Annotated in this window: 25 protein-coding genes; 8 read left to right on the top strand and 17 right to left on the bottom strand. The window is 45.7% G+C overall.

The window, feature by feature from the left end; all coding sequences use genetic code 11:
• Positions 1–34: 34 nt before the first annotated feature.
• A complete protein-coding gene (locus K6T22_RS15840; protein WP_238238201.1) occupies positions 35–1,306 on the bottom strand; it encodes a purine/pyrimidine permease in 1,272 nt (423 codons plus the stop codon).
• A 158-nt stretch (positions 1,307–1,464) separates the two neighbouring features.
• Here K6T22_RS15840 and K6T22_RS15835 point away from each other — a divergent pair, with 158 nt between their 5' ends.
• A complete protein-coding gene (locus K6T22_RS15835; protein ID WP_238238199.1) occupies positions 1,465–2,160 on the top strand; it encodes an alpha/beta hydrolase in 696 nt (231 codons plus the stop codon).
• A gap of 101 nt (positions 2,161–2,261) precedes the next feature.
• On the opposite strand, the gene K6T22_RS15830 is transcribed toward K6T22_RS15835, so the two are convergent.
• From K6T22_RS15830 to K6T22_RS15810, 5 genes are all read right to left on the bottom strand, one after another.
• Entirely contained in the window at positions 2,262–3,197 is a 936-nt protein-coding gene (locus K6T22_RS15830) for a carbohydrate kinase family protein (protein ID WP_238238197.1), read from the bottom strand.
• Positions 3,184–4,026, bottom strand: coding sequence for a PRD domain-containing protein (locus tag K6T22_RS15825; RefSeq protein ID WP_238240138.1), 843 nt, complete (start codon positions 4,024–4,026; stop codon positions 3,184–3,186). Before K6T22_RS15825 ends, K6T22_RS15830 begins: the two co-directional genes overlap by 14 nt.
• 126 nt (positions 4,027–4,152) lie before the next feature.
• Entirely contained in the window at positions 4,153–5,565 is a 1,413-nt protein-coding gene (locus tag K6T22_RS15820; protein ID WP_238238195.1) for a sucrose-specific PTS transporter subunit IIBC, read from the bottom strand.
• A 168-nt stretch (positions 5,566–5,733) separates the two neighbouring features.
• On the bottom strand, positions 5,734–6,537 hold the full coding sequence (locus K6T22_RS15815; RefSeq protein ID WP_238238193.1) for an endonuclease/exonuclease/phosphatase family protein: 804 nt from the start codon (positions 6,535–6,537) through the stop codon (positions 5,734–5,736).
• Positions 6,538–6,623: 86 nt separating this feature from the next.
• Positions 6,624–8,291, bottom strand: a complete 1,668-nt coding sequence (locus K6T22_RS15810; RefSeq protein WP_238238192.1) for a PTS transporter subunit IIBC — start codon at positions 8,289–8,291, stop codon at positions 6,624–6,626.
• 253 nt (positions 8,292–8,544) lie between these two features.
• Here K6T22_RS15810 and K6T22_RS15805 point away from each other — a divergent pair, with 253 nt between their 5' ends.
• Entirely contained in the window at positions 8,545–8,826 is a 282-nt protein-coding gene (locus K6T22_RS15805; protein ID WP_238238190.1) for a helix-turn-helix domain-containing protein, read from the top strand.
• A gap of 54 nt (positions 8,827–8,880) precedes the next feature.
• Here the strand turns inward: K6T22_RS15805 and queF are convergent, their stop codons facing one another.
• The 9 genes from queF to K6T22_RS15760 all read right to left on the bottom strand — a co-directional run bounded on the left by queF (position 8,881) and on the right by K6T22_RS15760 (position 15,036).
• A complete protein-coding gene (queF, locus tag K6T22_RS15800; protein ID WP_023469726.1) occupies positions 8,881–9,369 on the bottom strand; it encodes a preQ(1) synthase in 489 nt (162 codons plus the stop codon).
• Positions 9,370–9,382: 13 nt separating this feature from the next.
• Complete coding sequence (queE, locus tag K6T22_RS15795; RefSeq protein WP_238238188.1) at positions 9,383–10,099, bottom strand: 7-carboxy-7-deazaguanine synthase QueE; 717 nt, start codon at positions 10,097–10,099, stop codon at positions 9,383–9,385.
• Positions 10,096–10,551: a 6-carboxytetrahydropterin synthase QueD gene (queD, locus tag K6T22_RS15790; RefSeq protein ID WP_023469724.1), complete on the bottom strand. Its 456-nt coding sequence runs from the start codon at positions 10,549–10,551 to the stop codon at positions 10,096–10,098. Before queD ends, queE begins: the two co-directional genes overlap by 4 nt.
• Positions 10,548–11,204, bottom strand: coding sequence for a 7-cyano-7-deazaguanine synthase QueC (gene queC / locus K6T22_RS15785; protein ID WP_238238187.1), 657 nt, complete (start codon positions 11,202–11,204; stop codon positions 10,548–10,550). Before queC ends, queD begins: the two co-directional genes overlap by 4 nt.
• Before the next feature lie 169 nt (positions 11,205–11,373).
• The gene (gene bshB2 / locus K6T22_RS15780; protein WP_238238185.1) at positions 11,374–12,024 is read right to left on the bottom strand and encodes a bacillithiol biosynthesis deacetylase BshB2; all 651 of its coding nucleotides are present in this window, start codon (positions 12,022–12,024) and stop codon (positions 11,374–11,376) included.
• On the bottom strand, positions 12,021–12,389 hold the full coding sequence (locus K6T22_RS15775; RefSeq protein WP_238238184.1) for a YojF family protein: 369 nt from the start codon (positions 12,387–12,389) through the stop codon (positions 12,021–12,023). Before K6T22_RS15775 ends, bshB2 begins: the two co-directional genes overlap by 4 nt.
• A 61-nt stretch (positions 12,390–12,450) precedes the next feature.
• Positions 12,451–13,266 (bottom strand): pyridoxine/pyridoxal/pyridoxamine kinase, encoded by an 816-nt coding sequence (pdxK, locus tag K6T22_RS15770; protein WP_053452089.1) that lies wholly within the window; start codon positions 13,264–13,266, stop codon positions 12,451–12,453.
• A gap of 131 nt (positions 13,267–13,397) precedes the next feature.
• Positions 13,398–14,402: an inorganic phosphate transporter gene (locus K6T22_RS15765; protein ID WP_238238182.1), complete on the bottom strand. Its 1,005-nt coding sequence runs from the start codon at positions 14,400–14,402 to the stop codon at positions 13,398–13,400.
• Between the two features lie 16 nt (positions 14,403–14,418).
• Positions 14,419–15,036 (bottom strand): DUF47 domain-containing protein, encoded by a 618-nt coding sequence (locus tag K6T22_RS15760; protein ID WP_238238180.1) that lies wholly within the window; start codon positions 15,034–15,036, stop codon positions 14,419–14,421.
• A 342-nt stretch (positions 15,037–15,378) separates the two neighbouring features.
• On the opposite strand from K6T22_RS15760, the gene cbpA reads away from it, so the two are divergent.
• The 5 genes from cbpA to K6T22_RS15735 all read left to right on the top strand — a co-directional run bounded on the left by cbpA (position 15,379) and on the right by K6T22_RS15735 (position 21,662).
• The gene (gene cbpA, locus K6T22_RS15755; RefSeq protein ID WP_058704384.1) at positions 15,379–16,017 is read left to right on the top strand and encodes a cyclic di-AMP binding protein CbpA; all 639 of its coding nucleotides are present in this window, start codon (positions 15,379–15,381) and stop codon (positions 16,015–16,017) included.
• 61 nt (positions 16,018–16,078) lie between these two features.
• Entirely contained in the window at positions 16,079–16,849 is a 771-nt protein-coding gene (locus tag K6T22_RS15750; RefSeq protein ID WP_238238179.1) for a pyrroline-5-carboxylate reductase family protein, read from the top strand.
• Between the two features lie 169 nt (positions 16,850–17,018).
• Positions 17,019–17,576: a TetR/AcrR family transcriptional regulator gene (locus K6T22_RS15745; RefSeq protein ID WP_238238178.1), complete on the top strand. Its 558-nt coding sequence runs from the start codon at positions 17,019–17,021 to the stop codon at positions 17,574–17,576.
• Positions 17,577–17,590: 14 nt separating this feature from the next.
• On the top strand, positions 17,591–20,788 hold the full coding sequence (locus tag K6T22_RS15740) for an efflux RND transporter permease subunit (protein WP_238238177.1): 3,198 nt from the start codon (positions 17,591–17,593) through the stop codon (positions 20,786–20,788).
• A gap of 220 nt (positions 20,789–21,008) precedes the next feature.
• A complete protein-coding gene (locus tag K6T22_RS15735) occupies positions 21,009–21,662 on the top strand; it encodes a C40 family peptidase (protein ID WP_238238176.1) in 654 nt (217 codons plus the stop codon).
• 54 nt (positions 21,663–21,716) lie between these two features.
• Here the strand turns inward: K6T22_RS15735 and K6T22_RS15730 are convergent, their stop codons facing one another.
• Together K6T22_RS15730 and K6T22_RS15725 are read right to left on the bottom strand one after the other, a co-directional pair.
• Positions 21,717–22,670 (bottom strand): LacI family DNA-binding transcriptional regulator, encoded by a 954-nt coding sequence (locus K6T22_RS15730; RefSeq protein WP_238238175.1) that lies wholly within the window; start codon positions 22,668–22,670, stop codon positions 21,717–21,719.
• A gap of 17 nt (positions 22,671–22,687) precedes the next feature.
• Positions 22,688–22,948 (bottom strand): hypothetical protein, encoded by a 261-nt coding sequence (locus K6T22_RS15725; RefSeq protein ID WP_238238174.1) that lies wholly within the window; start codon positions 22,946–22,948, stop codon positions 22,688–22,690.
• A 172-nt stretch (positions 22,949–23,120) separates the two neighbouring features.
• On the opposite strand from K6T22_RS15725, the gene K6T22_RS15720 reads away from it, so the two are divergent.
• The gene (locus K6T22_RS15720) at positions 23,121–23,579 is read left to right on the top strand and encodes a MarR family winged helix-turn-helix transcriptional regulator (RefSeq protein WP_029342913.1); all 459 of its coding nucleotides are present in this window, start codon (positions 23,121–23,123) and stop codon (positions 23,577–23,579) included.
• Positions 23,580–23,597 lie beyond the last annotated feature (18 nt).

Raw genomic sequence — 23,597 nt, 5'->3', positions numbered from 1 at the left:
AAGACGCTTTCTCAGCCGAGAAAGCGTCTTTTTATTAATCGTTCGTACGAACATGTCGTAAGCCTTCTGCGAGCAAGGCGACGAGTGTTCCGAGAACGAGTCCGTTCGACATCAGGGTCGTTACGAGTGGTGGTAAATCTGCCGTTGCACCTTTCGGTAGTAACAGCGCACCAATTCCGACGAGAACTGGAAGACCGACCGTGATCATCGCCGTTTGACGATTCAAGTCACGGGCTGCTTCCGTGACACCGATGATCGCCATACCGGCAACGATTGGAGCGACCATCGCATAACCGACCGCGACGGGAATCTTAGCAATCAATCCGACGAACGGTGTCACGATACTGAGGAAAAGACACGTGATATTCGCATAGACGAAAGCTTTGCGGTCCGTATTATCGGTTGAGGCGATGAATCCGGCTGTACCGGAAATCGCAACAGGACCAACCGTTCCGAATAGCCCAGCGAATAGTTGCCCGATACCAGCCGTGATACCAGCCGTCCCGACTTGTCCTTTGACGGTTTCTCCGCGTTTTGCACTGATGATCCGTTCGATGACTTTAATGTTTGCTAAAACGTTCGTCATCAAGAGTAACGAGATGATGAGGGCAGTCGGCAACAGACTCCAGTCGACATGAATACCGCCGAACGGTAACAGACTCGGTAAAGTGAACAGTGGACCATCGAAGCTTGGCATCTCAGCACGACCGATCAGCGCGAACATACTCCACCCAACAAGTAAGGTAATCAATAAAGCGTATTGGCGTAAACGATCACTTCTTTCTAGATAAAGCGAGATCAAGACGGTCAGAATCGAGATGACGGCAGGTAATACTTGAATTCGTCCATCCTCGATATTGAGCAATCCTTTCATGACAGATCCCGAAAGCTGTGCCGACAGCAATAACATATAAACACCAATGACTTGGGGAGTGAAGAGCGGAACTAAGCGCCGTAAAACACCTGTTACCGTTAAGACGATACAGATGATTCCGCTAAGTAGAAGTAGGAAACCGAGCGACTGTAACGTGTTCGAATAACTACCATACAGCGTGACGCCGATTGATGAATAGAGAGCGAACACCCCCCACCAAATTCCGGCAGGACCTTCCATGATCGGAAGGCGATGTCCGAGCAGGACTTGAAATAGACTTAAGATGGCAAATACGAATAGACAACGAGATAAAAAGGAAAGCGTCTCGGCACCCGAGAGTTCAAACGATGCTGCGATGGCGAGGGGCGGGGCAATGTTGGTACAGATGATAAATAAAAACCATTGGATCGTAGACACAAGGGTACGCGGCAAAACGTGAATCTCCTTTCGAAAAAACAATATTGATTTTATCTTAAACCAATTCATGAAAAAGAGATAGGGATGCTTACAATGACTGAAAATTCTATCATTTGTTTTCATATGTGATTGATCACATAATAATGGGTATAACGCTATAGGGAGGGAATGACATGAAGAAATGGAGTAAACGAATCCTTGGAACGATTGTTGCAGTACTTGCGCTACTCATTTTTGCTTTCATGATTTGGGCACAGTTCGATTATGATGCTTCGCAGCAAGCAACGTCTTACGTGGAGACGGAAACACCAAGCGAAGTGACGTTTGGAAAAGAGACGAGTGACGTCGGATTCATCTTTTATCAAGGGGCAAAAGTCGATGCTGCTGCCTACAGTTATTATGGCAATCAACTAGCGAAAGACGGATATTTTGTCATCATACCGAAGCTACCGTTTCGGATTGCCTTGCTCGATGCAAACGAAGGACTCGATATCATCGAGGATTATCCTCAAGTCAAACGGTGGTATCTAATGGGACATTCACTCGGCGGCAGTGCGGCTTCAACGATCGTCGAACAGAATCCAAAAATCAAAGGAATCATTTTCCTTGCGTCCTACCCGATTGATTCGATTGATGCGCCTTCCTTGACGATTTATGGTGGGCGAGATGGTGTCTTACCAGTCGCTGATATCGAAAAAAGTAAACAGGACGTTCGAAAAGATGCGATCTTCCATGAAATCAAGCAAGGAAATCATGCGAACTTTGGTATGTACGGAACACAAAAGGGAGATAATAGTAGTCCATTGACACCAAAAGAGCAACAAGATGAGTCGTTAGATGAAATCAAACAATTCATTAAAAAACCGTAAATAGCACGCGTGAACATGAGGGATTGGATAGAGGTGTTCATCCATCGAAAAAGGAGAGGAAGTGTGTAGACACCTCCTCTCCTTTATTCATGGAAACGATCTTAATTCAAGCGATGTGCGACTTCGTCGAGCGTTGGCAAAGCAGCCATCGCGCCTTTGACGGAAGCAGCAAGTCCACCGGAAATCGCTGCGAATCGACCGATATCACGAAGTTCATCTTCAGACCAATCAAACGAAAAATCGCGTAACGCACATTGGTAGAGTAAGCCGGACATGAAGGCATCTCCAGCTCCTGTCGTATCGATGGCATCGACAGTAATCGCATCGATGACAGCCATCGCACGATCCGTATAGAGGATTGAACCTTCGCTTCCTCGCGTGATGGCAAGAAGGCGAATCGGATATTCGGCTAATAATTCGGCAGCCCCGTCATCAAGATTCGTTTGTCCGGTTAAAAACGTCAGTTCTTCCTCGGCGAGTTTAACGATTTGGGCATCCGGTAAAACAGACCGGATTGTCGTTCGTGCTTCGTCAAGACTTGGCCATAACGACTCTCGTAAGTTCGGATCATATGAGACTGGGACTTGATGTGCTTTCGCACGTGCGATGGCTTTACGTGTCGCTTTGACTGCTTCTCCAGTGATCAAAGAGATAGAACCGATATGCAATAAGTCGACAGACGTGAAGTCCTCTGGAACATGTGTCTCGTGAAATTGCATATCAGCGCGCTCTGCATTAATGAATTCAAACGATCGTTCTCCATCCTGACCGTTCGTGACAAGTACTAGTCCTGTTTTTTGCGTCGAATCGTGGACAAGATGATCAGTACGAACACCGTAATGATGTAACGTATCCTTCAAGAAATGTCCCATCGAATCATTTCCGACGGCTCCAAGAAAATAACTGTCAGCACCTAATCGAGCGAGTCCGACAGAGACATTGGCAGGAGCACCGCCAGGATTTTTTTGAAATGTCATGTTTTCGGCATCAAGAGGAATCAAATCAATCAATGCTTCCCCTAAACTAAAGATTTTCATACGTAGAACTCCTTTCAAGATCGGGACGAATCCGTTCGATGTGTAAAGCCATATAGCCAATTTCCGATTCAGGTACACGTGTATCGAGTTCAAGCGTCAGCCACTTCCCCATCTGACTCGCACAGGCATACGCATCAGCATAACGGGTTTTGACGGCAGATAAAATCACATCATCCATGTCGTGTAGTGTTTCTCCTTGTTCGATCCGGGCGAGGACTAATTTCATATGCGTGAAGAAACGATAATACGTCATTGATGAGGTTTCGATGGTTTGTCCAAAAAAGACTTCAATCTGCTCGCGCAGTTCATTGAGTAACGTGACCGTCTGCAAGGCAGTTGCCATGTTCGGATGGATTTGTCGTGCATTATATAAGTGAAGCGCGATGTTCGCTGCTTCTTCTTTTGGTAGAGTGACCTGTAAGGCACGTTCGATTTCAAGGACCGCCCATTCTCCGATCGCATACTCCGGTCCGTATAAAAGGCGAATCTCTTCAGCTAGTCGATTGTGCACGACGAGTTGTTCACGTGCTAACCGGACAGCATGAGCAAGGTGATCCGTCAGACTGACATGAATATAGTCATGAAATGGTGTCTGAAGTTCACCTTCTGCATGTGAGATGATACGTTCCGATAAATCAATGATCTCAAGTGGTGTCGTTGTCAGAATTTCTTTGAATTGCTCCGCATTTTCAAAAGAAGGGATGAACATTTTTTCAATCTTCGTTGCTTGAATCGGATCTTTCTTCTTTTTTCCAAAAGCGATTCCAGGTCCCATGACGATCCGTTCCTGTCCATTTTCTTTGACGACAACAGCATTGTTATTTAGGATCTTATGAATAATCAGCCTGACGTCCTCCTTTCTGATCTTTTCTTTATTATAAAGCGAATGCTGATCCTTTGCGAACCGACAAATGCGACCACCGAGTCAGTGGACTCGGTTTGGTCGCATGAAGGATTAAGCAGCAACGTCTGTTTCTTTTTGTTTCCGTGCATCAAGACGCATGAGAACGACAGTCGAGATGAACGCAGTAGCGACAGCAATTGCAAACCCAACGAGGTAGTTGATTAAGTTTGACGCACCAAGTGGGGCAACGATTGCGATCATTGGAATTCCCGTCAATCCGTAAGCGTTCGCAGCAACTTGCGTCAATACGACGTAACCACCGCCAATTGCGCCACCGATCGCACCACCGATGAACGGCTTTCCGAGGCGTAAGTTGACACCGTAGATGACTGGTTCTGTAATTCCTAAGAATGCCGAGAACGCAGACGGTAGGGCAAGTGCTTTGAGTTTGACGTTCTTCGTCAAGAAGTAAACAGCAAGTCCAGCACCACCTTGGGCGACGTTCGCCATCGACCAGATTGGTAAGAGGAAGTTCTTCCCGATACTCTTATCGGCAAGTAGACCTGCTTCGATTGCATGGAAACTGTGATGCATTCCTGTGATGACGATCGTCGAGTAAAGTCCACCGAAGAGAAGACCAGCGACGACCGAGAACTGCTCGTAGAAGAAGACGAGTACGAATGAGATGCCTTTTCCGAGTAATGTTCCAATCGGACCAATGACGATCAAGGCCAGGAATCCAGTGACAAGTACCGTGACGAATGGTGTGACAAGTAGATCGAGTGTCTCTGGCGTACGCTTACGAACTTGTTGTTCGATTTTTGCCATAACCCAAACAGTTAAGAGAACCGGGAAGACCGTTCCTTGATAACCGATTAATTCGATATTCATGCCGAGGAACTTCATGACTTCAGGATCACTGTTACCAAGCGTCCATGGATTCAAGAGGGACGGGTGTGTCATAATTCCCCCGATGACGGCACCGAGGTACGGATTCGCGCCAAATTCACGAGCAGCCGAGAAACCGATTAGAATCGGTAAGATGATGAAAGCAGAAGACGAGAACATATCGAGCAATTGGACGATTGGCGAATCGCCATCAACCCAACCGAATGCTTTGATCATACCGAGTAGTCCCATCAAGAGACCAGCAGCGACGATTGCCGGAATGAGTGGAACGAAGACGTTCGAAAGGGAACGAGCGAGACGAGCGAACGGATTTAATTTTTGAGACGCAGCCTTTTTCACGTCGAGTGGTTCTTCTCCATCGACTTGTACACCAGCTAACGGTGCAAAAGCAGCAAATACTTTATTGACAGTACCGGTTCCGAAGATGATCTGGTATTGACCAGAACTTGAGAATGCACCACTGACACCATCCAAGTCTTCAAGTGCTGCTTGATCAACCTTTGATTCATCATGCAGGACAAGACGTAGGCGTGTCGCACAATGAGCGGCAGTGATGATGTTTTCGCGTCCACCGACGAGTTCGAGCACACGTTTAGCAGTTTGTTGATAATCCATCGGAAAAGTCCTCCTTTTTCATGAAACGTGCGAGATGAGACAAAAAAAGCAAGACCGAAAGACACCTCTCCTAACGAGGTGTCATTTCGGTCTTGCCAGCCGTACTGTCACAATCCGCACTATTGATTTGATTTCATCATAAAGGAGAAAAGAAAGCGTTGTCAATACTCAATGTTCATTTTTTTGAATCAAGATATCGACTTCAACGCCATAGTGATCGGAAACAATCGGTCCGTGAATCCCATCGAACACGACACCGACACGTTCAACATCAATCTTTCGATTCGATAAAACGAGGTCGATCCGCAAGCCTTGTTGATTATCTTCCCAGCCATCGATATTACCATTGATCGTTTCGATCCCGACTGTTTCCTTAGCAAGCAGGAAAACATCGTGTAATCCACGTTGCATCATATAATCATAACCAGTATCACGTTCTAAGGCATCGTTGTTGAAATCACCAAGGAATAACGTCCATTCGAGTGGATCCATCCTAGCCATCAAATGATTGAACTGTTCTTGGAAGGGTTCTGCTTCATCTGCCCACCAGCCGAGATGGCAGGTGTTGAATGTAATCGGTGTCCCGTCGACTTGAATCGTCGCACGGACGATTTTCCGTGATTTCCAATCAAGTGTATCTTGACTCCGGCTGACATAATAACTGTCCGACTTTAGAATCGGATGTTTCGTCAAAAGAGCGAGTCCTTCTTCATATTTATCGTATCCGATATGGGCGAAATCCCAAACGAGAGAGTAGGTTTGCCCTTGTTTTTTTAAGGCTTGCTGGATTAAATAAGCAAAATTGTCATTGCGCACATCGTCATGGACGATCGGTGTATCCATCAATTGACTGACTTCCTGCAGCGCGATGACATCGTAATCTTGAGCGAGGATCTGTTGGACGATTTGATTTAATTTTTCGAGAGGCTGTTCTTCTTGCCACGAATGACAGTTTAATGTGAGTAGACGCATGAGTGATCCTCCTGATTTTTCAAATAAGAAAGGTGAAACTCTTATGAAAGAGCTTCACCTTTAGGTAGTTCCCTAATCTCGCAGGTTTATGCGCCAATCCGGTCTTGGATATCTGATTTTAAGATATCGGCTTTTGGACCGTAAATGGCTTGCACGCCATTGTTCTTAAGGATCAGACCGAGTGCACCGTTTGCTTTCCAGTCTGCTTCTTTTGCGACAAGCGCTGGATCTTTGACAGTGACACGGAGACGTGTCATACAAGCATCGACGTCTTCGATGTTTTGCTGTCCACCAAGCAAATCGATGATTTGTGAAGCTTGTGAACCGTCGGCAGGAGCTGATGTCGCAGCAGCCTCACCTGAAGCTTCAGTTGTAGATACGTTGATGTCATCAAGATAGTTCCCGTTACGACCTGGTGTCGCATAGTTGAACTTTTTGATGACGAAGCGGAACGTAAAGAAGTTTAAGAAGAAGAAGAACACACAGACACCGATAAAGCGAATCAAATCACCAATCAATCCTGCTTTTGCAATCAAAGGAATCCGTGTCAGAAGTTCAATGGCACCGAAGGCGTGAATCCGAAGATGCATGACATCTGCCAGTGCGAAAGCAACACCTGTTAGTACAGCATAGATGACGTAAAGGACAGGAGCGATGAACATGAACATGAATTCGATTGGCTCTGTGACACCTGTTAAGAAGACAGCAAGTCCTGCAGATAAGAAGACGGGTTTGTACGCCTTTTTCTTATCTTCATCAACCGACATATACATCGCAAGGGCAATACCAATCAATGAAGCAAGTGATGTGACGACTTGTCCTTCTTTGAAACGGGCAGGAACAACGCTGTTGATCAAGTCGTTATATCCTTGTGTGTTGCCAGCTTGTTTCAAGTTGACAAGGTCAGTGATCCAAGCTAACCAAAGTGGATCTTGACCGGCAACCGTTGAGCCTTGAGCAGCTCCCGTCAAGATTTTATACGTTCCACCGAGCTCCGTGTAGTTCATTGGAACAGTCAACATGTGATGCAGACCAAACGGTAGTAATAGACGCTCGAGTGTACCGTATACGAACGGTGCAATGATTGGTGCAGAATCGCGTGAAGAGGCAATCCAGCGCCCGAAGTCATTCAATAATCCTTGGACGAACGGCCAAACGAGTGATAAAGCAAATGCTGCAACGACTGATCCACCGATGACGACGAATGGAACAAAACGCTTTCCGTTGAAGAAGGCAAGCGCATCTGGCAACTTGCTGAAGTTATAGAATTTATTAAAGAGAACGGCACCAAGGAAACCAGAGATGATTCCGACGAATACGCCCATGTTAAGCGCAGGTGCGCCTAAAACTGAAGTGAAATAATCTTTTACGATAAGCTCAGAACCGAGTAATGAATCGACTGTTGCTTTTGGATCCGCGATCATGTCAGCATTGACACCGAAGATAGCTCCTGTGACACGGTTGATCAAAATGAAAGCGAGTAACGCCGCGAACGCACCACCAGCACGTTCTTTTGCCCATGATCCACCAATCGCAACCGCGAATAAGACGTGGAGATTCGTAATGATGGCCCAACCTAAATCTTCAACGATTCGGGCAATCGTTTGCATTAACGCGATGTCGCCTCCGTACATACCGATCAGTTTCCCGACCGAAATCATGATACCTGCAGCAGGCATGACGGCGATGACGACCATCAAAGCTTTACCGAGTTTTTGCCAAAAATCAAACGAAATAGCATTTTTCAAGATCATTCACTCCTTTGTATCTCTTTTTCTCTAATATGTGTGTAAGAACAGTGCAATAATGTAAGCGATTAATGCAACCGTTTGCATATAGAATTGTAAGCGATAACTTTTTAAAAAGCTAGTGTTTTACAAGAAAAATATTTGAAATTTTATTTCTAAAGAAAATTGATGATTCGGAAAGGTGTTCAGATTTAAAAAAAGTGGGAATAAGACTACAGTGAACGTTGTCTGGTTTCAAAAAAGAAAGGATGTTTGGCGGATGAAAGAAGTGATTCAACCGATTGGGCAGTACGGTCAGCGTATTCGTACATTAAGAGAACGTCACCAGTTCGATCAGAAAACTTTAGCTGAGTTGACCGAAACGACACCCGAGATGATTCAACGTATCGAAAGTAGCATTGCCCATCCCTCCTTTTCAATGATTGAGCGACTGGCACGTGCCTTGCATGTCCCTTCGGATCATTTACTTCGGCACATCTGGCCATCTGAAGTCATCCGTCAGCAAAATAGTACGACCTTGATCGACCTTCCATCTAGTTGATAAGCATCAAAAAAAGGAACCGTGGAATTTTCCGCGGTTCCTTTTTTAGTCGTCTTAACGATTATCGATCGTTTCAGGATAGAGATCGTGATTAAATAGACGATGCTCTGCCATCTGCTCATATTTTGTACCAGGCTTCCCGTAATTGTAGTACGGGTCAATCGAGATTCCACCGCGTGGCGTAAATTTGCCCCATACTTCAAGGTAACGTGGTTCCATCAACTTCACAAGGTCTTTTCCGATGACGTTGATACAGTTCTCATGGAAATCACCGTGGTTGCGGAAGCTGAATAGATATAACTTGAGTGACTTCGACTCGACGAGTTTTTCGTCCGGGATGTACGAGATGTAAATCGTCGCGAAGTCCGGTTGATTCGTGATCGGGCAAAGACTCGTAAATTCTGGTGCATTGAATTTAACGAAGTAATCGTTTTCCGGATGACGGTTCGGGAATGCTTCGAGTACTTCGGGTTGGTATTCAAAAATGTATGGAACGGCTTTTTGGCCGAGTAACGATAAGTCGTTTAAATCTTCAGGGCGCATAAATCATTTCTCCTTAAACGCCACGATCGTTCGCGAAAACGAGGGCGTGTAGTTGTGGTAGGACACGTGCATGATTAAAACGTTCATCACGAGCAACGCGTTCCCAAAGTGTTTTTAAATCGTGTAGCATCCGTGGGGCAATCGTACCTTCTTCTTGCGGATCCGGATTTCCGAGTGATAGATAGAGCATTTTTAAGGCATATCGCTCTGAAATCATCGCAGCGAAATCGAGATCTGCTTCATCAAAGATGACGATTTTAACCGCACGCTGTTGTTCTGGTAGACGCTTGAAAAAAACATCCAAGCGATCAAAATCAATCTTCATCCCACTTGAAGGTGGTTTTGGACTGAGTGTGACGTCATCGATATCGAGCAACCAATTTTGCCAGTAAGAACCTTGTGTCTCAACGGACATCGTGACGTTTCGTTCTTTTAATGCTGCAACCAATGTACCGATCGATGCATGAAGTAACGGATTTCCACCTGAAATCGTAACATGTCCGTAAGAGCCGAGTGCATCAAGCCGTTCGATGATCGTTTCAGCCGTTAACAGTTCTGGTTTTTCAGAACCATCCCATGTGAAGGCGGAGTCGCACCACGAACAGGAATAATCACAACCACCCGTCCGGACGAACATCGTCTTTTGACCGATTGATCGTCCTTCTCCTTGGAACGTCGGTCCGAAAATCTCGAGAACCGGAACTTTTGGTGTTTTCGTTAAGGCACTCATGCTTCGTTCATCCACTCACGACGAACTTCAGCAAAGGCAGTCGGTGTCTCATAGAGTTTGACGAACTCGACACGAAGTCCACGTTCATCTGGAAGGTGTTGTCCGAGTGTCTCAAAAATCCACGCCGCCATGTTTTCGGCTGTCGTATTCATATACGGCAACGATTCATTCAGATAGCGGTGATCGAGAAGCGGTTCGAGATGTGTTTTAAAGATTTTTTTGAGGTCACCAAAATCGAGTGTCATACCGCGGTGATCAAGAAAGCCACTGATCCCCATATCGACGTGGTATGTGTGACCGTGAAGAGCACGACATTTTCCATCGTAGTCATACAGGTGGTGTGCTGCGTCGAACGTCAGTTTTTTGACGATCATGACGCGGGATTTCGTATAGATAAGCGAGTCGCCAGTTGGGCGCTCGACCGTTTCAGGTGCTTCGTAGTTGAATGTCATGTATGTTGAACCTCCTTGATGTATGCATCTAATCCATTTTTACGTAATTCACAGGCTGGGCATTCGCCACAACCATCTCCGATGACACCGTTGTAGCATGTCAACGTCCGATTCCGAACGAAATCAAACGCGCCGAGTGAGTCGGCAAGCGCCCATGTTTCCTTTTTGTCGAGCCACATGAGTGGCGTGTGAAGTACGAATGGATAGTCCATCGCAAGGTTCAATGTCACGTTGAGTGACTTGATGAAGGCATCACGGCAGTCTGGGTAACCGGAAAAGTCTGTTTCACATACGCCAGTGACGATGTGACGAATCCCACGTCCTTTCGCAAGGACGGCTGCGAACGAAAGAAACAGGTGGTTCCGTCCATCTACAAAAGTAGAAGGAAGACCATCTTCGTTCGTTGTGATGGTTTGGCTGTGGTCAGTCAAGGAATTACTCGTCAATTGACTGAGAAGAGAGAGGTCGAGCTCATGGTGTTTGACACCAAGCTCTGAGGCGATGTCGCGTGCGACTTCGAGTTCTTGTGCATGACGTTGTCCGTAATTAAACGTCACGACTTCGACTTCTTCATACTGTTTCAGTGCCTGAAACAGACAAGTCGTTGAGTCTTGGCCGCCACTAAAGACGACAAGAGCACGTTCGTTTTTCATAATGTACACTTCCATTCCTAGTTTTTATAACGGAGGAGGTTACGAACTCCGGAGACGTAGTCTCAACTATTCACACTAGCAGAAGCCGTTCGAAAAGTCGACGTTTTCTGATGAAGACAAAAAAAGAGATGCGTATCGTCGATTTGACGATGCGCATCTCTCAAAAAAATTAAAGCGGATAGTGATAGTAGCGTTCTTTGACAAGTAAATCACGAATGTTCGAGTCTTCCGAGATGACTTTCATCAGACCACCGGTTTGTGAAGCATGTGCTTCGAGTGCTTTGATTTTTTGATCCGTATAGGCACTGACATCATGAATGAATGTTCCTTCTCCGAGCTCTTCTTTTGTATTGTTCGCAAAAGCGACAGCAAGGAACTCTGGGCGATCAGCAGCATCCATCATCCGAAGTGCACGAACGACGGCACGGGCTGTCGCTTCATGATCGGGATGGACTGCGTAACCCGGATAGAACGAAATCAAACGAGTCGGGCGTGTTTGTTGAATCAAAGCAAGAATACGATCAGCAAGCGCTGCTTCATCCTCGAATTCAACGGTCTTATCGCGAAGTCCCCACATTTGGAGATCCGAGATTTTCATTTTTTCAGCAGCATCGATCAACTCACGTTTACGAATCGTTGCGAGCTGTTCCCGGTTCGTAAAGACAGGACGACCCATGTTACGTCCCATCTCACCAAGCGTCAAACAAGCGTATGTGACAGGACCACGATTTTCAGCGTGCTCGATGATTGTACCGGCAGAACTGAAGGCTTCGTCATCCGGATGAGGGAAGACGACGAGTAAATGATCTTCGTGTGTCATGCGTCTACCTCCTCTGCGCCTTGAGCGAATGGTGTCGGGCTGAGTTCAAAAGCAATCGCAAGACGTCCTTCGACATCGTGACCCGCGATCAATAATTGATCCCCAGCGAATTCAAAGTCAGTCAAGCCTTCTCCGTATAACCAACCATGTGCTAGCTTAAGACCAATCCGGTAAGGTCCGTTTCCTGTGATCAGACCCCGTTCGTAAGTGATTTCCGCATTACGGAAAAACATACCCGCACTATGGAATGTTGGATCCTGGTGCGTGGCGTATGCCCCGTTCGTCGTTTCGACATGTACATATAACGGTGTATTCGCATGCGCGTCGATATAGTGTTGAATCTCTTGTAAATCAATGGCTTGCATAAATTATTCTCCTCTCCTATACAGAAAGAAGCCCGCGGATATCGCGGACTTCTTGAGCGGATCAAGACTGGACTGTACGATGTGCAGCGTGATCAGTTGGTCCAACGTATTCATTCAAACGGAATGAATGACGAATCGCAGAAGTGATGAAAGATTTTGCTGTACGGACAGCGGCTTCTACCGATGCACCTTTTGCGAGTTCGGCCGTGATTGCTGCAGAGTACGTGCAGCCAGCACCGTGCGTGTACGGTGTCTCGATTCGTTCGTCCTCAATCAGGATAAACTCTTTTCCGTCATAAAGCACGTCAACTGCTTGTGGATGATCAATCTTACTGCCACCTTTGACAAGAACGTATTGCGCACCTTTTTCGTGAATCCGCGCTGCTGCAAGTTTCATCTCGTCGATCGTTGACGGCGTTTTGCCGAGACCGGACAATTGTCCTGCTTCGAAGACGTTCGGAGTGACGACAGTCGCAAGCGGTGTCAGGACATCGCGAAGTGCATTCGCTGTATCAGGATTCAACACCTCGTCTTCGCCTTTACAGACCATGACAGGATCGATGACGACGTTTTGGACGCCGGAAGATTTAATTTTTTCAGCAACGGCTTCAATGATTTCGACAGTCGGGAGCATTCCCGTCTTCATCGCATCAACACCAATACCTCCAAGGACCGTATGGATTTGTGTCCGGACGAGTTCTGTGTCGATTGGGTAAACCGCGTGGTGCCAAGAATGATCAGGGTCTTGTGCGACGATGACCGTCAAGGCATTCATTCCATAGACACCAAGTTCTTGGAACGTCTTCAAATCAGCTTGAATACCAGCTCCACCACTCGTGTCGGAACCGGCAATCGTTAAGGCTTTACGTTTTGTCATGGGGCATTCCTCCTAAAGAAATAGACAATCCTTCTTGTTCTTCATCATAGCGAATTATGGGAAAAACAACAACTATCGACGCTTTTAACGTACACAAAACCCCACCTCTTTTGAATAGGTGGGGCAAGTACTTATTTAATGAATAAGAAGTCGAGAATGTAGTAGATCAAAGCAGCGAAAGCCATTGAAATCGGCAATGTGATGACCCATGTGATAAGCATGCGTTGTGCTGTTCCCCACTTGACACCTTTCTTACGGTGCGATGTACCTACACCCAAGATGGCAGAAGAGATGACGTGTGTCGTCGAAACCGGAAGATGAATCGCCGTTGCACCAAAGATGATCGCTGCTGATGTTAAGTCAGCTGCAACACCGTTGACTGGACGGATTTTCATGATTTGACCACCAACGGTTTTGATGATGCGCCATCCACCGACAGATGTTCCAAGACCCATTGCGATCGCACAAGAGAGTTTAACCCAAGTGGCAACTTCGTGGTCCGTTTGATAACCAGATGAGATCAAAGCGAGCGTAATGATCCCCATCGCTTTTTGTGCGTCGTTCGTACCGTGTGTATACGACTGCAAAGCAGCGGTAGCAATTTGGACATGACGGAAGCGACGATTCGTCTTCGCCAAGTTTCCTTTTTTGAAGATGACCTTAAAGATTGCATAAACGATGAAACCGAGTGTAAATGCGAGAACAGGTGAAATCAATAGAGCTTGAATGATCTTTAAGAATCCTTTTGCTTCGATTCCACCGAATCCGACAGATGCCACAGCGGCACCGGCAATCGAACCAATCAGTGTATGCGAAGAACTTGACGGAATACCGAAGTACCAAGTCAAAAGGTTCCAGGCAATCGCTGAAATCAAGGCAGCGATGACGACGTAGCTACCATGTTCGAGTGTTGACGGGTCAACGATATCACCAGAAATCGTTTTTGCGACTCCAGTGAACGTGATTGCACCTAGGAAGTTCATCGATGCAGCCAAGATGATGGCATGACGTGGTTTCAAAGCACGAGTCGACACCGAAGTCGCGATCGAGTTCGCTGTATCGTGGAAACCGTTGATGAAGTCGAAGCTAAGTGCGAGAATCACGATTATGGCGGTGATGATAAACAGGCTATCCATCTCGTTAGCTCCTCACTTAAGCGTTTTTCATGATGATCGTTTCAATGACGTTAGCTGCATCTTGGCAGTAGTCCGCGATTGATTCGAGCGATTCATAGATTTCTTTGTATTGAATGATTTTGATCGGATCTGTTTCTGTTGCGAACAATGCTTTGATTGATTTACGACGTAAGTTATCACAAATCGTTTCTTGTTCTTTAATTTTGATGACGTGTTCACGCATCGGTTGCAATTTACGGGCAACGAGAAGATCCATTGACATAGCAAGTTCTGAGACAGCGATGTTGATCTCATCAACGAATTTAACCATGTGCTCATCTGCTTGAACGATATTGTAGATTTCGAAGATTGCTGAACATTCTTCAAAGCCGTCTAAGACATCATCAAGTGCATTAGCAAGTGCGAGTAAGTCTTCACGGTCAATTGGTGTGATGAACGCATTGTTCAAGTCGATGATCAACTGGTGCATTAACTCATCCCCAGCTGTTTCGAAGTCTTTTACTTTATGGGCAAATTCTTTTACATCCGCGATGCCGTTGATTTTAAAGTCAACGAAGAATTGCGAAGTCGTTTTTAAGTGTCCTGCGATTTCTGATAATTTCACTGCAAATGGATCTTGTTTTTTACTAAACATTTCTTCTGCCTCCATATTAAGAACAAGAATAGAATTAGTGAAGTAACTTCACGAGTTCGATTGTAGCAGACGATATTGTAAAAGAATACATTTATGAAGCGTCTTTACGAAATCTTAATAAATCTTAATATGAAGGGGATTGTTGATTTAATAAATTGTCTGACAATGAGTATTTTGTTGTGTACTTGATTGAAATAGGTTGGATTATGTTGCGATGAATAGGATTTGTCTTGTGATTGTAAGAGTAGAAGCGCATCAGAAGTGGGAAAAGAGGATATAGCGCACGAAAATCGAATGATATGATTAAGTCTGCGTAAGTAGGTAAAAGAGGAGGGTTTTATTATGCTCGTTCAAAGTTTATGTATCCCGAAACATCAATGTGTCACGATTTCCGAAACAGCAACGATCCGTGAAGCACTCGACACACTTGAAAAGACCGGATACCGTTGTGTTCCCGTTCTTGATCAGACAGGACAGGACTTCAAGGGGAACATCTATAAGATGCATATCTATCGGCACGGGATGAATGGTGGCAGTCTAGACGATAATGTCATGTCGCTGATTAAGAATACATCCAAATACATCTATACAGGAAGCAATTTCTTTGAAGTCTTCTTTTCAATCAAAGAACTACCGTATATTGCAGTCTTAAATGATGATGGTCATTTCTTCGGTATTTTACCGCACGGAAAGATGCTTGGAATGCTCGAAGAAGCGTGGAATCGTGATTCTGGGAGTTACGTTCTGACAGTAGCGTTGAGCGAACAAAAAGGGGCACTCGAGAAGATCTCGAAAATCGTCAACAAGTATTCAACAGTCGCGAGTCTGATGACGCTTGATGCAAAAAGTAGTGTCATGCGTCGAGTGTTGATTACGCTACCGACGGATTGTGACGAGAAGACGAAGAAAAAAATCGTCAAGAAACTTGACGACAAGGGACTTCGTGTCGTTGCTGTCGAAGATTTAGCCGTTCGTGTATAATGGACCCGCACAAGACCAGTTCATGACTGGTCTTTTTTTTGAGGGAAAGGAAGGATATATGATGAAACTATTAATAGTAGGAGCCGGTGCAATGAGTGAGGCGCTCGTTCAAGGATGGGTCGCTTCTGGATTTGCGCGAGAGGATGTTACGATGACGAACCGAAGTGGCGGGACACGATTGACGGAAGTCGCAGCAAGACACGGTGTTCAGACTGTTGAACAGGAAGATGTCTCCTTATACGATATCGTCATGCTAGGCATGCAGCCCGATGGTGTACTCGACTATGTAGCAAATCAACAGTGGACGAATCAAATGATTGTTTCGATTGCTGCTCACATTACTCCGCATGAAATCGAACAGTTGGCAAAATGTCCGACAGTCGCTGCCATGCCGAATACACCAGTCGCACACCGTTTAGGAATGACTGGACTATGGTTCGGCTCACGTGTGAACGAAGAGAAGCGAAGTGTAGTCGAGGCATTATTTGAACGGGTCGGCGAAATCGCAGAAGCGAATGAATCGACGATGCCAGCGTTCATGGCGGCGGCCGGATGTAGTCCTGCTTTCTTTTATGAAATCATAGCTGGTATGATACCCGTTTTAACGGATGCTGGTTTTGACTCAGGAGACGCACGCCGGATTGTTGCTCAAGCGATGAAAGGTTCGGCTGAGATTCTTATGCATTCTGAAGCGAGTACGGATCGTCTCATTGCTGACGTTGCAGCACCTGGTGGACCGACGGATCGTGGTGTTCAAGTACTACGGGAGCGTCATCTGTTCGAAACGATGCAAGCGGCGTTGCGAGAGAGCGCGCGTGAAGCGGACGAATAATCTATTGGAGAACGCTTACGTACAATGAAATGCGTAAGCGTTTTTTCGTTCACGAAAGTTTCACGTGAAACATAAGCAAAGCGATTGCATCTCGAAATGAGAATCCGTACACTATAAAAAGAAACCGTCCAGACGGTACAGTAAAATAAACAGGAAAAGGGGGAGGCTTTTGGCTAGTGCAAAAGCACAAGAGACCCGTCGCCGGATTCTTGAGGCAACGACGGCGATTATATTGCAACAAGGCTTTACGCAGCTAACGCTCGATGAAGTCGCGAAACAAGCGAATGTCTCAAAGGGTGGACTGTTGTATCATTTTTCTTCGAAAGAAGCGTTGCTAATGGGTGTCATCGAGGCGCAAGAAGCACGTCAATTCGAACTATACGAACAACATCAGTTGACGATGGGACCGATGGAAGCGTTTGTGACGTTGCAAATTCAGCAGCAAGAGGAGTTCCATCTCGACATGGATGCGCTTCTTTACTTGTTGTCCTTGTTAAAGGACCATGCGACGTTCGTCGAGGAACGAAAACGACAAGCGGAGCATTTCTTCCGCCAACTGACCGAACAGATGGATCCGGTTGAGGTATTGTCGATTCGCTTTACGTTAGACGGTTTGAAGTTGTCTGAGCATTTTCAGTTCGGCGCTCCTTCTCCGACTGTTCGACAACGATTGATTCAGCAATTGATAGAACGTGCACGACGATTAGACAAACAAATTGAAGAGTGAGGGAGAACCATACGATGAAAAAGATCATCCAGTTTTCGGTAAACAATAAGTTTGCCCTCTGGCTCATGACGATCATCATCACGGTTGCCGGCATTTATGCGGGAACATCGATGAAGCTTGAGACGTTGCCAGACATCACGACACCAACCGTGTCCGTGACGACGATTTATCCAGGTGCTACACCAGAACAGGTACTAGATGAAGTCAGTCGAGAACTTGAAAGTAAGGTCGAAAATTTACCAGGGGTCGATACTGTACGTTCGACGTCCTTCCAAAATGCATCGAACTTACAAATCGACTATAACTTCAGTACGGACATGGAAGAAGCAGAGCAAAAGGTAAAAGAAGCTCTTTCAAACGTCGAATTACCAGAAGGTGTCCAGGAGCCACAAGTATCACGGATTTCTTTTGATGCATTCCCAGTCATCGGTTTTGCTGTCTCAGACAAGGAACGTTCCCTGTCCGAGTTAACGAAACTCGTTGAAAATGAACTCCAACCAAAACTTGAGGGAATCGAAGGTGCTCAAACGGTTCAAGTCGCAGGTCAAGAAATTCGTCGAATTGAGATTCGATTTGATGAGAAAAAACTCGAACGTTACGGTTTAACAGAAGAGAATGCAAAACAATTAATTCAAGCTAATGATTCACGTTTAGCGCTTGGTTTGTACGAGCTAGGAGATAAAGAACAGGCGGTCGTACTAGATGGTAAAGCAACGACGGTCAAGGAATTAAAAGATCTTCGTCTTCCCTATACACCGCCAGCAGCGAATACTCCTGAAGCAGGACAAGCAGGACAAGCAGGACAAGCAGGACAAGCAGGACAAGCAGGACAAGCACCAGCAGCGACAGGAGGTGCTGCATCCCAAACGACACCATCGACAGGTGCTACGTCAGGACAAGCAACACAAGCACCAACAGAAGTACCAACTGTCACGCTGTCGCAAGTCGCAACGATTGAAGACAAAGGGATTGAAGAATCGATTTCTCGTTCGAACGGTGAACGATCGATTGGTGTTCAAGTCACAAAGTCGCAGGACGCAAATACGGTTGATGTCGTCAACGCAGTGAAGCAGACGATTAAAGACTTTGAAAAAGAAAATGGATCAGTCAATGCATCTGTAACACTTGATCAAGGGAAACCAATCGAGGAATCCGTTTCAACGATGATTAGTAAGGCGCTGATTGGTGCATTATTCGCGATCGTCATCATCTTGCTGTTCCTTCGAAATATCAAGTCAACGATCATCGCAGTCATTTCGATTCCACTATCACTTCTGATGGCGATTCTTGTACTGAAGCAGATGGATATTTCCTTAAATATCATGACGCTTGGGGCAATGACGGTCGCGATTGGTCGCGTTGTTGATGATTCGATCGTCGTCATCGAAAATATTTATCGTCGTTTAACAGATCCGACGGAAAAGCTAAAAGGAAAAGAACTGATCATCAGTGCAACACGAGAGGTATTCATTCCAATCGCATCGTCAACGGTCGTTACGATTGCTGTATTCTTACCACTCGGATTCGTTACGGGATTCGTCGGAGAACTCTTCTTACCGTTCGCATTGACAGTCGTCTTTGCACTGTTCGCGTCCTTGATCGTAGCGGTCACGGTCGTTCCGATGTTTGCGGACTCGCTCTTTAAGCGTGGTAAAGCACCAAAACCAGAAAAAGAAGAAGGCGGAAAGCTAGCGAACGGATATCGTCGTATGCTGAATTGGTCGTTAAACCATAAACTCATCGTCTTTGGTCTTTCCGTCCTACTGTTGATCGGAAGTTTTGCACTTGTACCAACGATTGGTGTCAACTTCTTGAATCAAGAAGGAGAAAAAACACTCTACGTCACGTACAATCCAAAACCAGGTCAAACACTTGATGATTCATTAAAAGCAGCTGACCAAGCAGAAGATTATTTCAACAAACAAAAAAATATCGATAATCTTCAATTCACAGTCGGTGGAGAAAACCCATTGAACCCAGGGAATACGAAACAAGGTGTCTTCATCGTCCAGTATGATCCAGACACAGAAGATTTCGCAGATGTTAAGCAGACAGCGATCAAGCAGTTGAATGCTGATATTCCGACAGGTGAATGGAAAGAGCAAGACTTTAGTGGTGGAGCTGCGTCGTCAGGCGTCTCGTATTCGATCTTCGCGAACAATATCGAAGATTTAGAAAAAGTCACACCGAAATTCGTCGATGCGATCGAAGGCGAAACGAAATATGTTCGAAAAGTAACGACAGATCTAAAAGAAGCCTATACGCAGTACACGTTCGAAGTCGATCAGCAAAAAGCGGCTGAATTCGGTGTATCAACAGCACAGCTTGCGCAGGGTATTGCGAATGTCCAGGGAGAGGAAAAACCACTTTCTACTATTAAGGTAGATGGGAAAGAACTTGATGTCATCGTTCCAAACGAACAGACGACATATGATTCGATCCGAGACTTGGAGGAGACAGACGTCGTGACACCACTTGGCGTTCGTAAGCTGTCCGATTTCGTTGAAGTGAAAAAAGGAACGACACCAGATTCGCTCAATGAACGTGACGGAAAACTCGTCGCTACTGTGACAGCAGAATTGAAAACGGATAAAGCGACAGAAGCTTCCCAAGCGATTGAAAAATCTGTCAAGAATATCGATCGTCCGACAGGTGTCTCATATGAGCAAGGTGGGGTCACAGAACAGATTCAGGAATCGTTCACACAACTCGGTCTAGCAATGGCTGCAGCTGTAGCCATCGTCTATCTCGTCCTTGTCATTACGTTCGGAGGAGCATTGACACCACTCGTCATCTTGTTCTCGCTTCCGTTCGCAATCATCGGAGGGCTCGTTGCACTTCTGATTACAGGAGAGACGATTTCTGTATCGTCCTTGATTGGTGCCTTGATGCTGATCGGGATCGTCGTGACGAATGCGATCGTCCTAATCGACCGTGTCATTCATAAAGAAGCGGAAGGTTTATCGACGCGTGAAGCGTTACTCGATGCGGCAGGTACACGTTTACGTCCAATCTTGATGACAGCTCTCGCGACGATTGGTGCCCTTGCACCACTTGCCCTTGGCCTTGAAGGCGGCGCATTGATTTCAAAAGGATTAGGCGTGACGGTCATCGGTGGACTGACAAGTTCGACGTTGTTGACACTCCTTATCGTTCCGATCGTCTATGAATTCTTAGCACGCTTCCGGAAAAAGAAGTCAATGGATTCTTGAAAAAATGATTAAATGACTAAAACGGGCAGATATGTAGAAATGGCGATGATAAGCCATTCTACATATCTGTTTTTTTGTTTTGTTACAAAAGTATTACAAGAAAGAATCTGCGTTAAATAACTGTAACATGATGAAAATCTGGAACGTGATAGGATAAAAACAGAAATTATCTGACAATTTAAAGGCATATTATACTCATACATAAGAGGAGAATGAATTGATGAAAACTGTCACTCGTGTTTTGCTAACTTTAACGTTACTGATCAGTAGCTGGACAATCGTTCCGTCATCAACACAAGCCGCAACGAATAAGAAAGTCATTGTCTCCGTCGATGTGTTAAACATCCGAGCGAAAGCAACAGCATCGAGCAAGCGAGTCGGTCAATTGAAACTTGGACAGTCCGTGACAGTGAGCGGAAAAGTGAAAGAGTGGTACCAAATTCGCCATCAAGGCAAAACAGCATATATCGCTTCGATGTATACGAAAGCATACAACGCAAAAACGACAAAAGGACTGAGCAAAACAGGGGCAACGATTGTTTCAGTAGCCGAGGGCCTTAAAGGACGTCCTTATGTTTTTGGTGCGACAGGACCAGTTAGCTTTGATTGTTCAGGATTTACGCGTTACGTCTATCAAGCGCTTGGAAAATCACTTCCGCGCACGGCAGCTGCTCAGTATTCATCAACGAAACGAACAGCTCCTGGCGCAGGAGATCTCGTCTTCTTCACACACGGTAGTGGCGTTCAGCACGTTGGAATCGCTGTCGATGGCAGTAAGATGATTAATGCGAACTCGTACTATGGAAGAGTCGTCAAAGAATCGTTCCGCGGTGGCTACTGGGGATCACGTTATGTAGCGGCAGGAACACTTTAAACGAAATAAAGCGGCGAATTCAAATCGATGAACTCGTCGCTTTTTTATATGGATTCATGTGTGAGGCAGGACGGTCGTTCCAGAAATAAACGCTGACGGTACTTCAATTTGTGGACGAGCACTCGTATCTTTTCGAACTGTTAGCTGAAAAGCATGTCGTCCAATCGTAGCATATGGAATCGCAATCGTCGTCATCGATAAGACTTCAGCAAGTTCGCTTCCGTCAAAGCCGATTACTGAGAGATCTCCGGGGACCTGGTAACCTTGTTTTCGTAGTTCTAAAATGAGTCCCGCTGCCACGTGGTCGCTTGCAGTCAAGATGGCGGTCGGTCGTTGCTTTTGTTGCATCCAACGCCTTGCGACGTTCGCACCATCTTCAATCGTCAATGTCTGTTCATAGACGAACGCGTCACTGACAACTTCTTCATACGCATGCTTGCGTGCTAAGCTATTCGTACTGTCAGGGCGCCCGAGACAAATCCCGATACTTGTATGTCCTTGTTGTCGCAGATGTACGAGTCCTTGTTGAAAAGCCGTATAGTGATCGATATAAACGGCAGCGACGTCTTCGTGGTGTTCACAAAAGACGATTGGTCCATAGCGTTCATATGGCAGGATCGCCGATAAAGGGAGACTGTGCGAAACGATGATGAGTGCATCGATCTCCTGTTGCGCGAGTGCATCCAGCGCCAGTTGCTCATGCGTTTCTATATAGTTCGTTTGCCACGTTAAGAATCGATAACTGGCGTCAAAAGCAGCTTGTGCGATCCCCTGAAGAATAGCAGCATGATACGGATGATCAACAAACGGAAGCATGACACCGACCGTTTTCGTCATACCCGTCGATAGATGGACGGCAGTTTGATTTCGGATGTATCCGAGTTTTTCAATCGCTTCTCGGACAGCTCGTCGCTTCTCGTTTGCTACGTAAGGGTGATCATTTAATACACGTGAGACTGTCGTAACGGACACGTTGGCTTCGCGTGCCAAGTCTCGGATATTTGTCATCGCGCATCTCTCCTTCATTACATCTTACGAGATAACCGTCGTTCAAGTCGGCGCCAATCCTGTCGTGTGACAGGAGTCGAGAATGAAGGTGTCTGTTCAGCCAATTCATTAATCTTTGAAAGTAGTCGTATTTTTTCTTGAGAAGACAGATCAGGATATTGATCAACCAACGTATGCTGACACAAATAATAACCTGCTGGTGTATGCAATTGTTCGATGGCCCACTCAAACGCTACATTTCGCTTAAATAGCTGGGTTAACCGTGTATGGATCGACATGATGATTACCTCCTTTTTAGTGTATATCAAGACGATAGGCTATGAAACGCGTTTCACGGCAAGAACTATTTTTTGAGATATAAATCGATTGGAAAAATTCAACAAGAATTGACCGGGTAGACAAAGAAGTCTATGATTGTGACGATACAACACAAAGAGGGGCGAACGTAAAATGGAATCGACAGACTCGAAGCTGGCATTGAAAATGCTCGTTGTTCTATCTCGGACGATGCATGCGGTGACGGAGCAAGTGAAGGCAGACATCAAAACACATCAATTGAATTTATCGGAATTCGGAGTTCTTGAATTGCTCTACCACAAAGGGGATACGCCTTTACAACAGATCGGTGATAAAATTCTGTTAACGAGCGGAAGTGTGACGTATGTCGTCGATAAACTTGAAAAGCGTGGGTTGATTGCGCGAAAATCATGTGCGACGGATCGGCGTGTCACGTTTGGAACCCTAACGGAAGCTGGACGCGAACTGATGGAAGAAACATTCCCGAAACACGAAGCCTTTTTAGCAGACTTATTCAAGGATTTATCGGTTTCAGAAAAGGAACAGTTGATTGATCAGTTAAAACGAATCGGTTTGCGAGCCGAACATTATACGCCGCTCGAAAATGTATAAGGATTAGCACTCATAAGA

The organism is Exiguobacterium acetylicum (assembly GCF_022170825.1).
GTDB classification, from domain to species: Bacteria; Bacillota; Bacilli; order Exiguobacteriales; family Exiguobacteriaceae; genus Exiguobacterium_A; species Exiguobacterium_A acetylicum_B.
Note: the sequence above shows the minus strand (reverse complement) of the source record. Positions and strands in the feature narration are given on the sequence as shown.

Coding starts and splice junctions, on each gene's coding strand:
- K6T22_RS15835 (WP_238238199.1), top strand. CDS start 1,465: ATGAAGAAATGGAGTAAACGAATCCTTGGAACGATTGTTGCAGTACTT.
- K6T22_RS15830 (WP_238238197.1), bottom strand. CDS start 3,197: ATGAAAATCTTTAGTTTAGGGGAAGCATTGATTGATTTGATTCCTCTT.
- K6T22_RS15805 (WP_238238190.1), top strand. CDS start 8,545: ATGAAAGAAGTGATTCAACCGATTGGGCAGTACGGTCAGCGTATTCGT.
- pdxK (WP_053452089.1), bottom strand. CDS start 13,266: ATGACAAAACGTAAAGCCTTAACGATTGCCGGTTCCGACACGAGTGGT.
- queC (WP_238238187.1), bottom strand. CDS start 11,204: ATGAAAAACGAACGTGCTCTTGTCGTCTTTAGTGGCGGCCAAGACTCA.
- queF (WP_023469726.1), bottom strand. CDS start 9,369: ATGCGCCCTGAAGATTTAAACGACTTATCGTTACTCGGCCAAAAAGCC.
- K6T22_RS15750 (WP_238238179.1), top strand. CDS start 16,079: ATGAAACTATTAATAGTAGGAGCCGGTGCAATGAGTGAGGCGCTCGTT.
- K6T22_RS15820 (WP_238238195.1), bottom strand. CDS start 5,565: ATGGATTATCAACAAACTGCTAAACGTGTGCTCGAACTCGTCGGTGGA.
- queE (WP_238238188.1), bottom strand. CDS start 10,099: ATGAGTGCCTTAACGAAAACACCAAAAGTTCCGGTTCTCGAGATTTTC.
- queD (WP_023469724.1), bottom strand. CDS start 10,551: ATGACATTCAACTACGAAGCACCTGAAACGGTCGAGCGCCCAACTGGC.
- K6T22_RS15720 (WP_029342913.1), top strand. CDS start 23,121: ATGGAATCGACAGACTCGAAGCTGGCATTGAAAATGCTCGTTGTTCTA.
- K6T22_RS15775 (WP_238238184.1), bottom strand. CDS start 12,389: ATGCAAGCCATTGATTTACAAGAGATTCAACACTATATCGACGCGCAT.
- K6T22_RS15730 (WP_238238175.1), bottom strand. CDS start 22,670: ATGACAAATATCCGAGACTTGGCACGCGAAGCCAACGTGTCCGTTACG.
- K6T22_RS15760 (WP_238238180.1), bottom strand. CDS start 15,036: ATGTTTAGTAAAAAACAAGATCCATTTGCAGTGAAATTATCAGAAATC.
- K6T22_RS15765 (WP_238238182.1), bottom strand. CDS start 14,402: ATGGATAGCCTGTTTATCATCACCGCCATAATCGTGATTCTCGCACTT.
- K6T22_RS15810 (WP_238238192.1), bottom strand. CDS start 8,291: ATGATCTTGAAAAATGCTATTTCGTTTGATTTTTGGCAAAAACTCGGT.
- K6T22_RS15725 (WP_238238174.1), bottom strand. CDS start 22,948: ATGTCGATCCATACACGGTTAACCCAGCTATTTAAGCGAAATGTAGCG.
- bshB2 (WP_238238185.1), bottom strand. CDS start 12,024: ATGACACACGAAGATCATTTACTCGTCGTCTTCCCTCATCCGGATGAC.
- K6T22_RS15740 (WP_238238177.1), top strand. CDS start 17,591: ATGAAAAAGATCATCCAGTTTTCGGTAAACAATAAGTTTGCCCTCTGG.
- K6T22_RS15735 (WP_238238176.1), top strand. CDS start 21,009: ATGAAAACTGTCACTCGTGTTTTGCTAACTTTAACGTTACTGATCAGT.
- K6T22_RS15815 (WP_238238193.1), bottom strand. CDS start 6,537: ATGCGTCTACTCACATTAAACTGTCATTCGTGGCAAGAAGAACAGCCT.
- cbpA (WP_058704384.1), top strand. CDS start 15,379: ATGCTCGTTCAAAGTTTATGTATCCCGAAACATCAATGTGTCACGATT.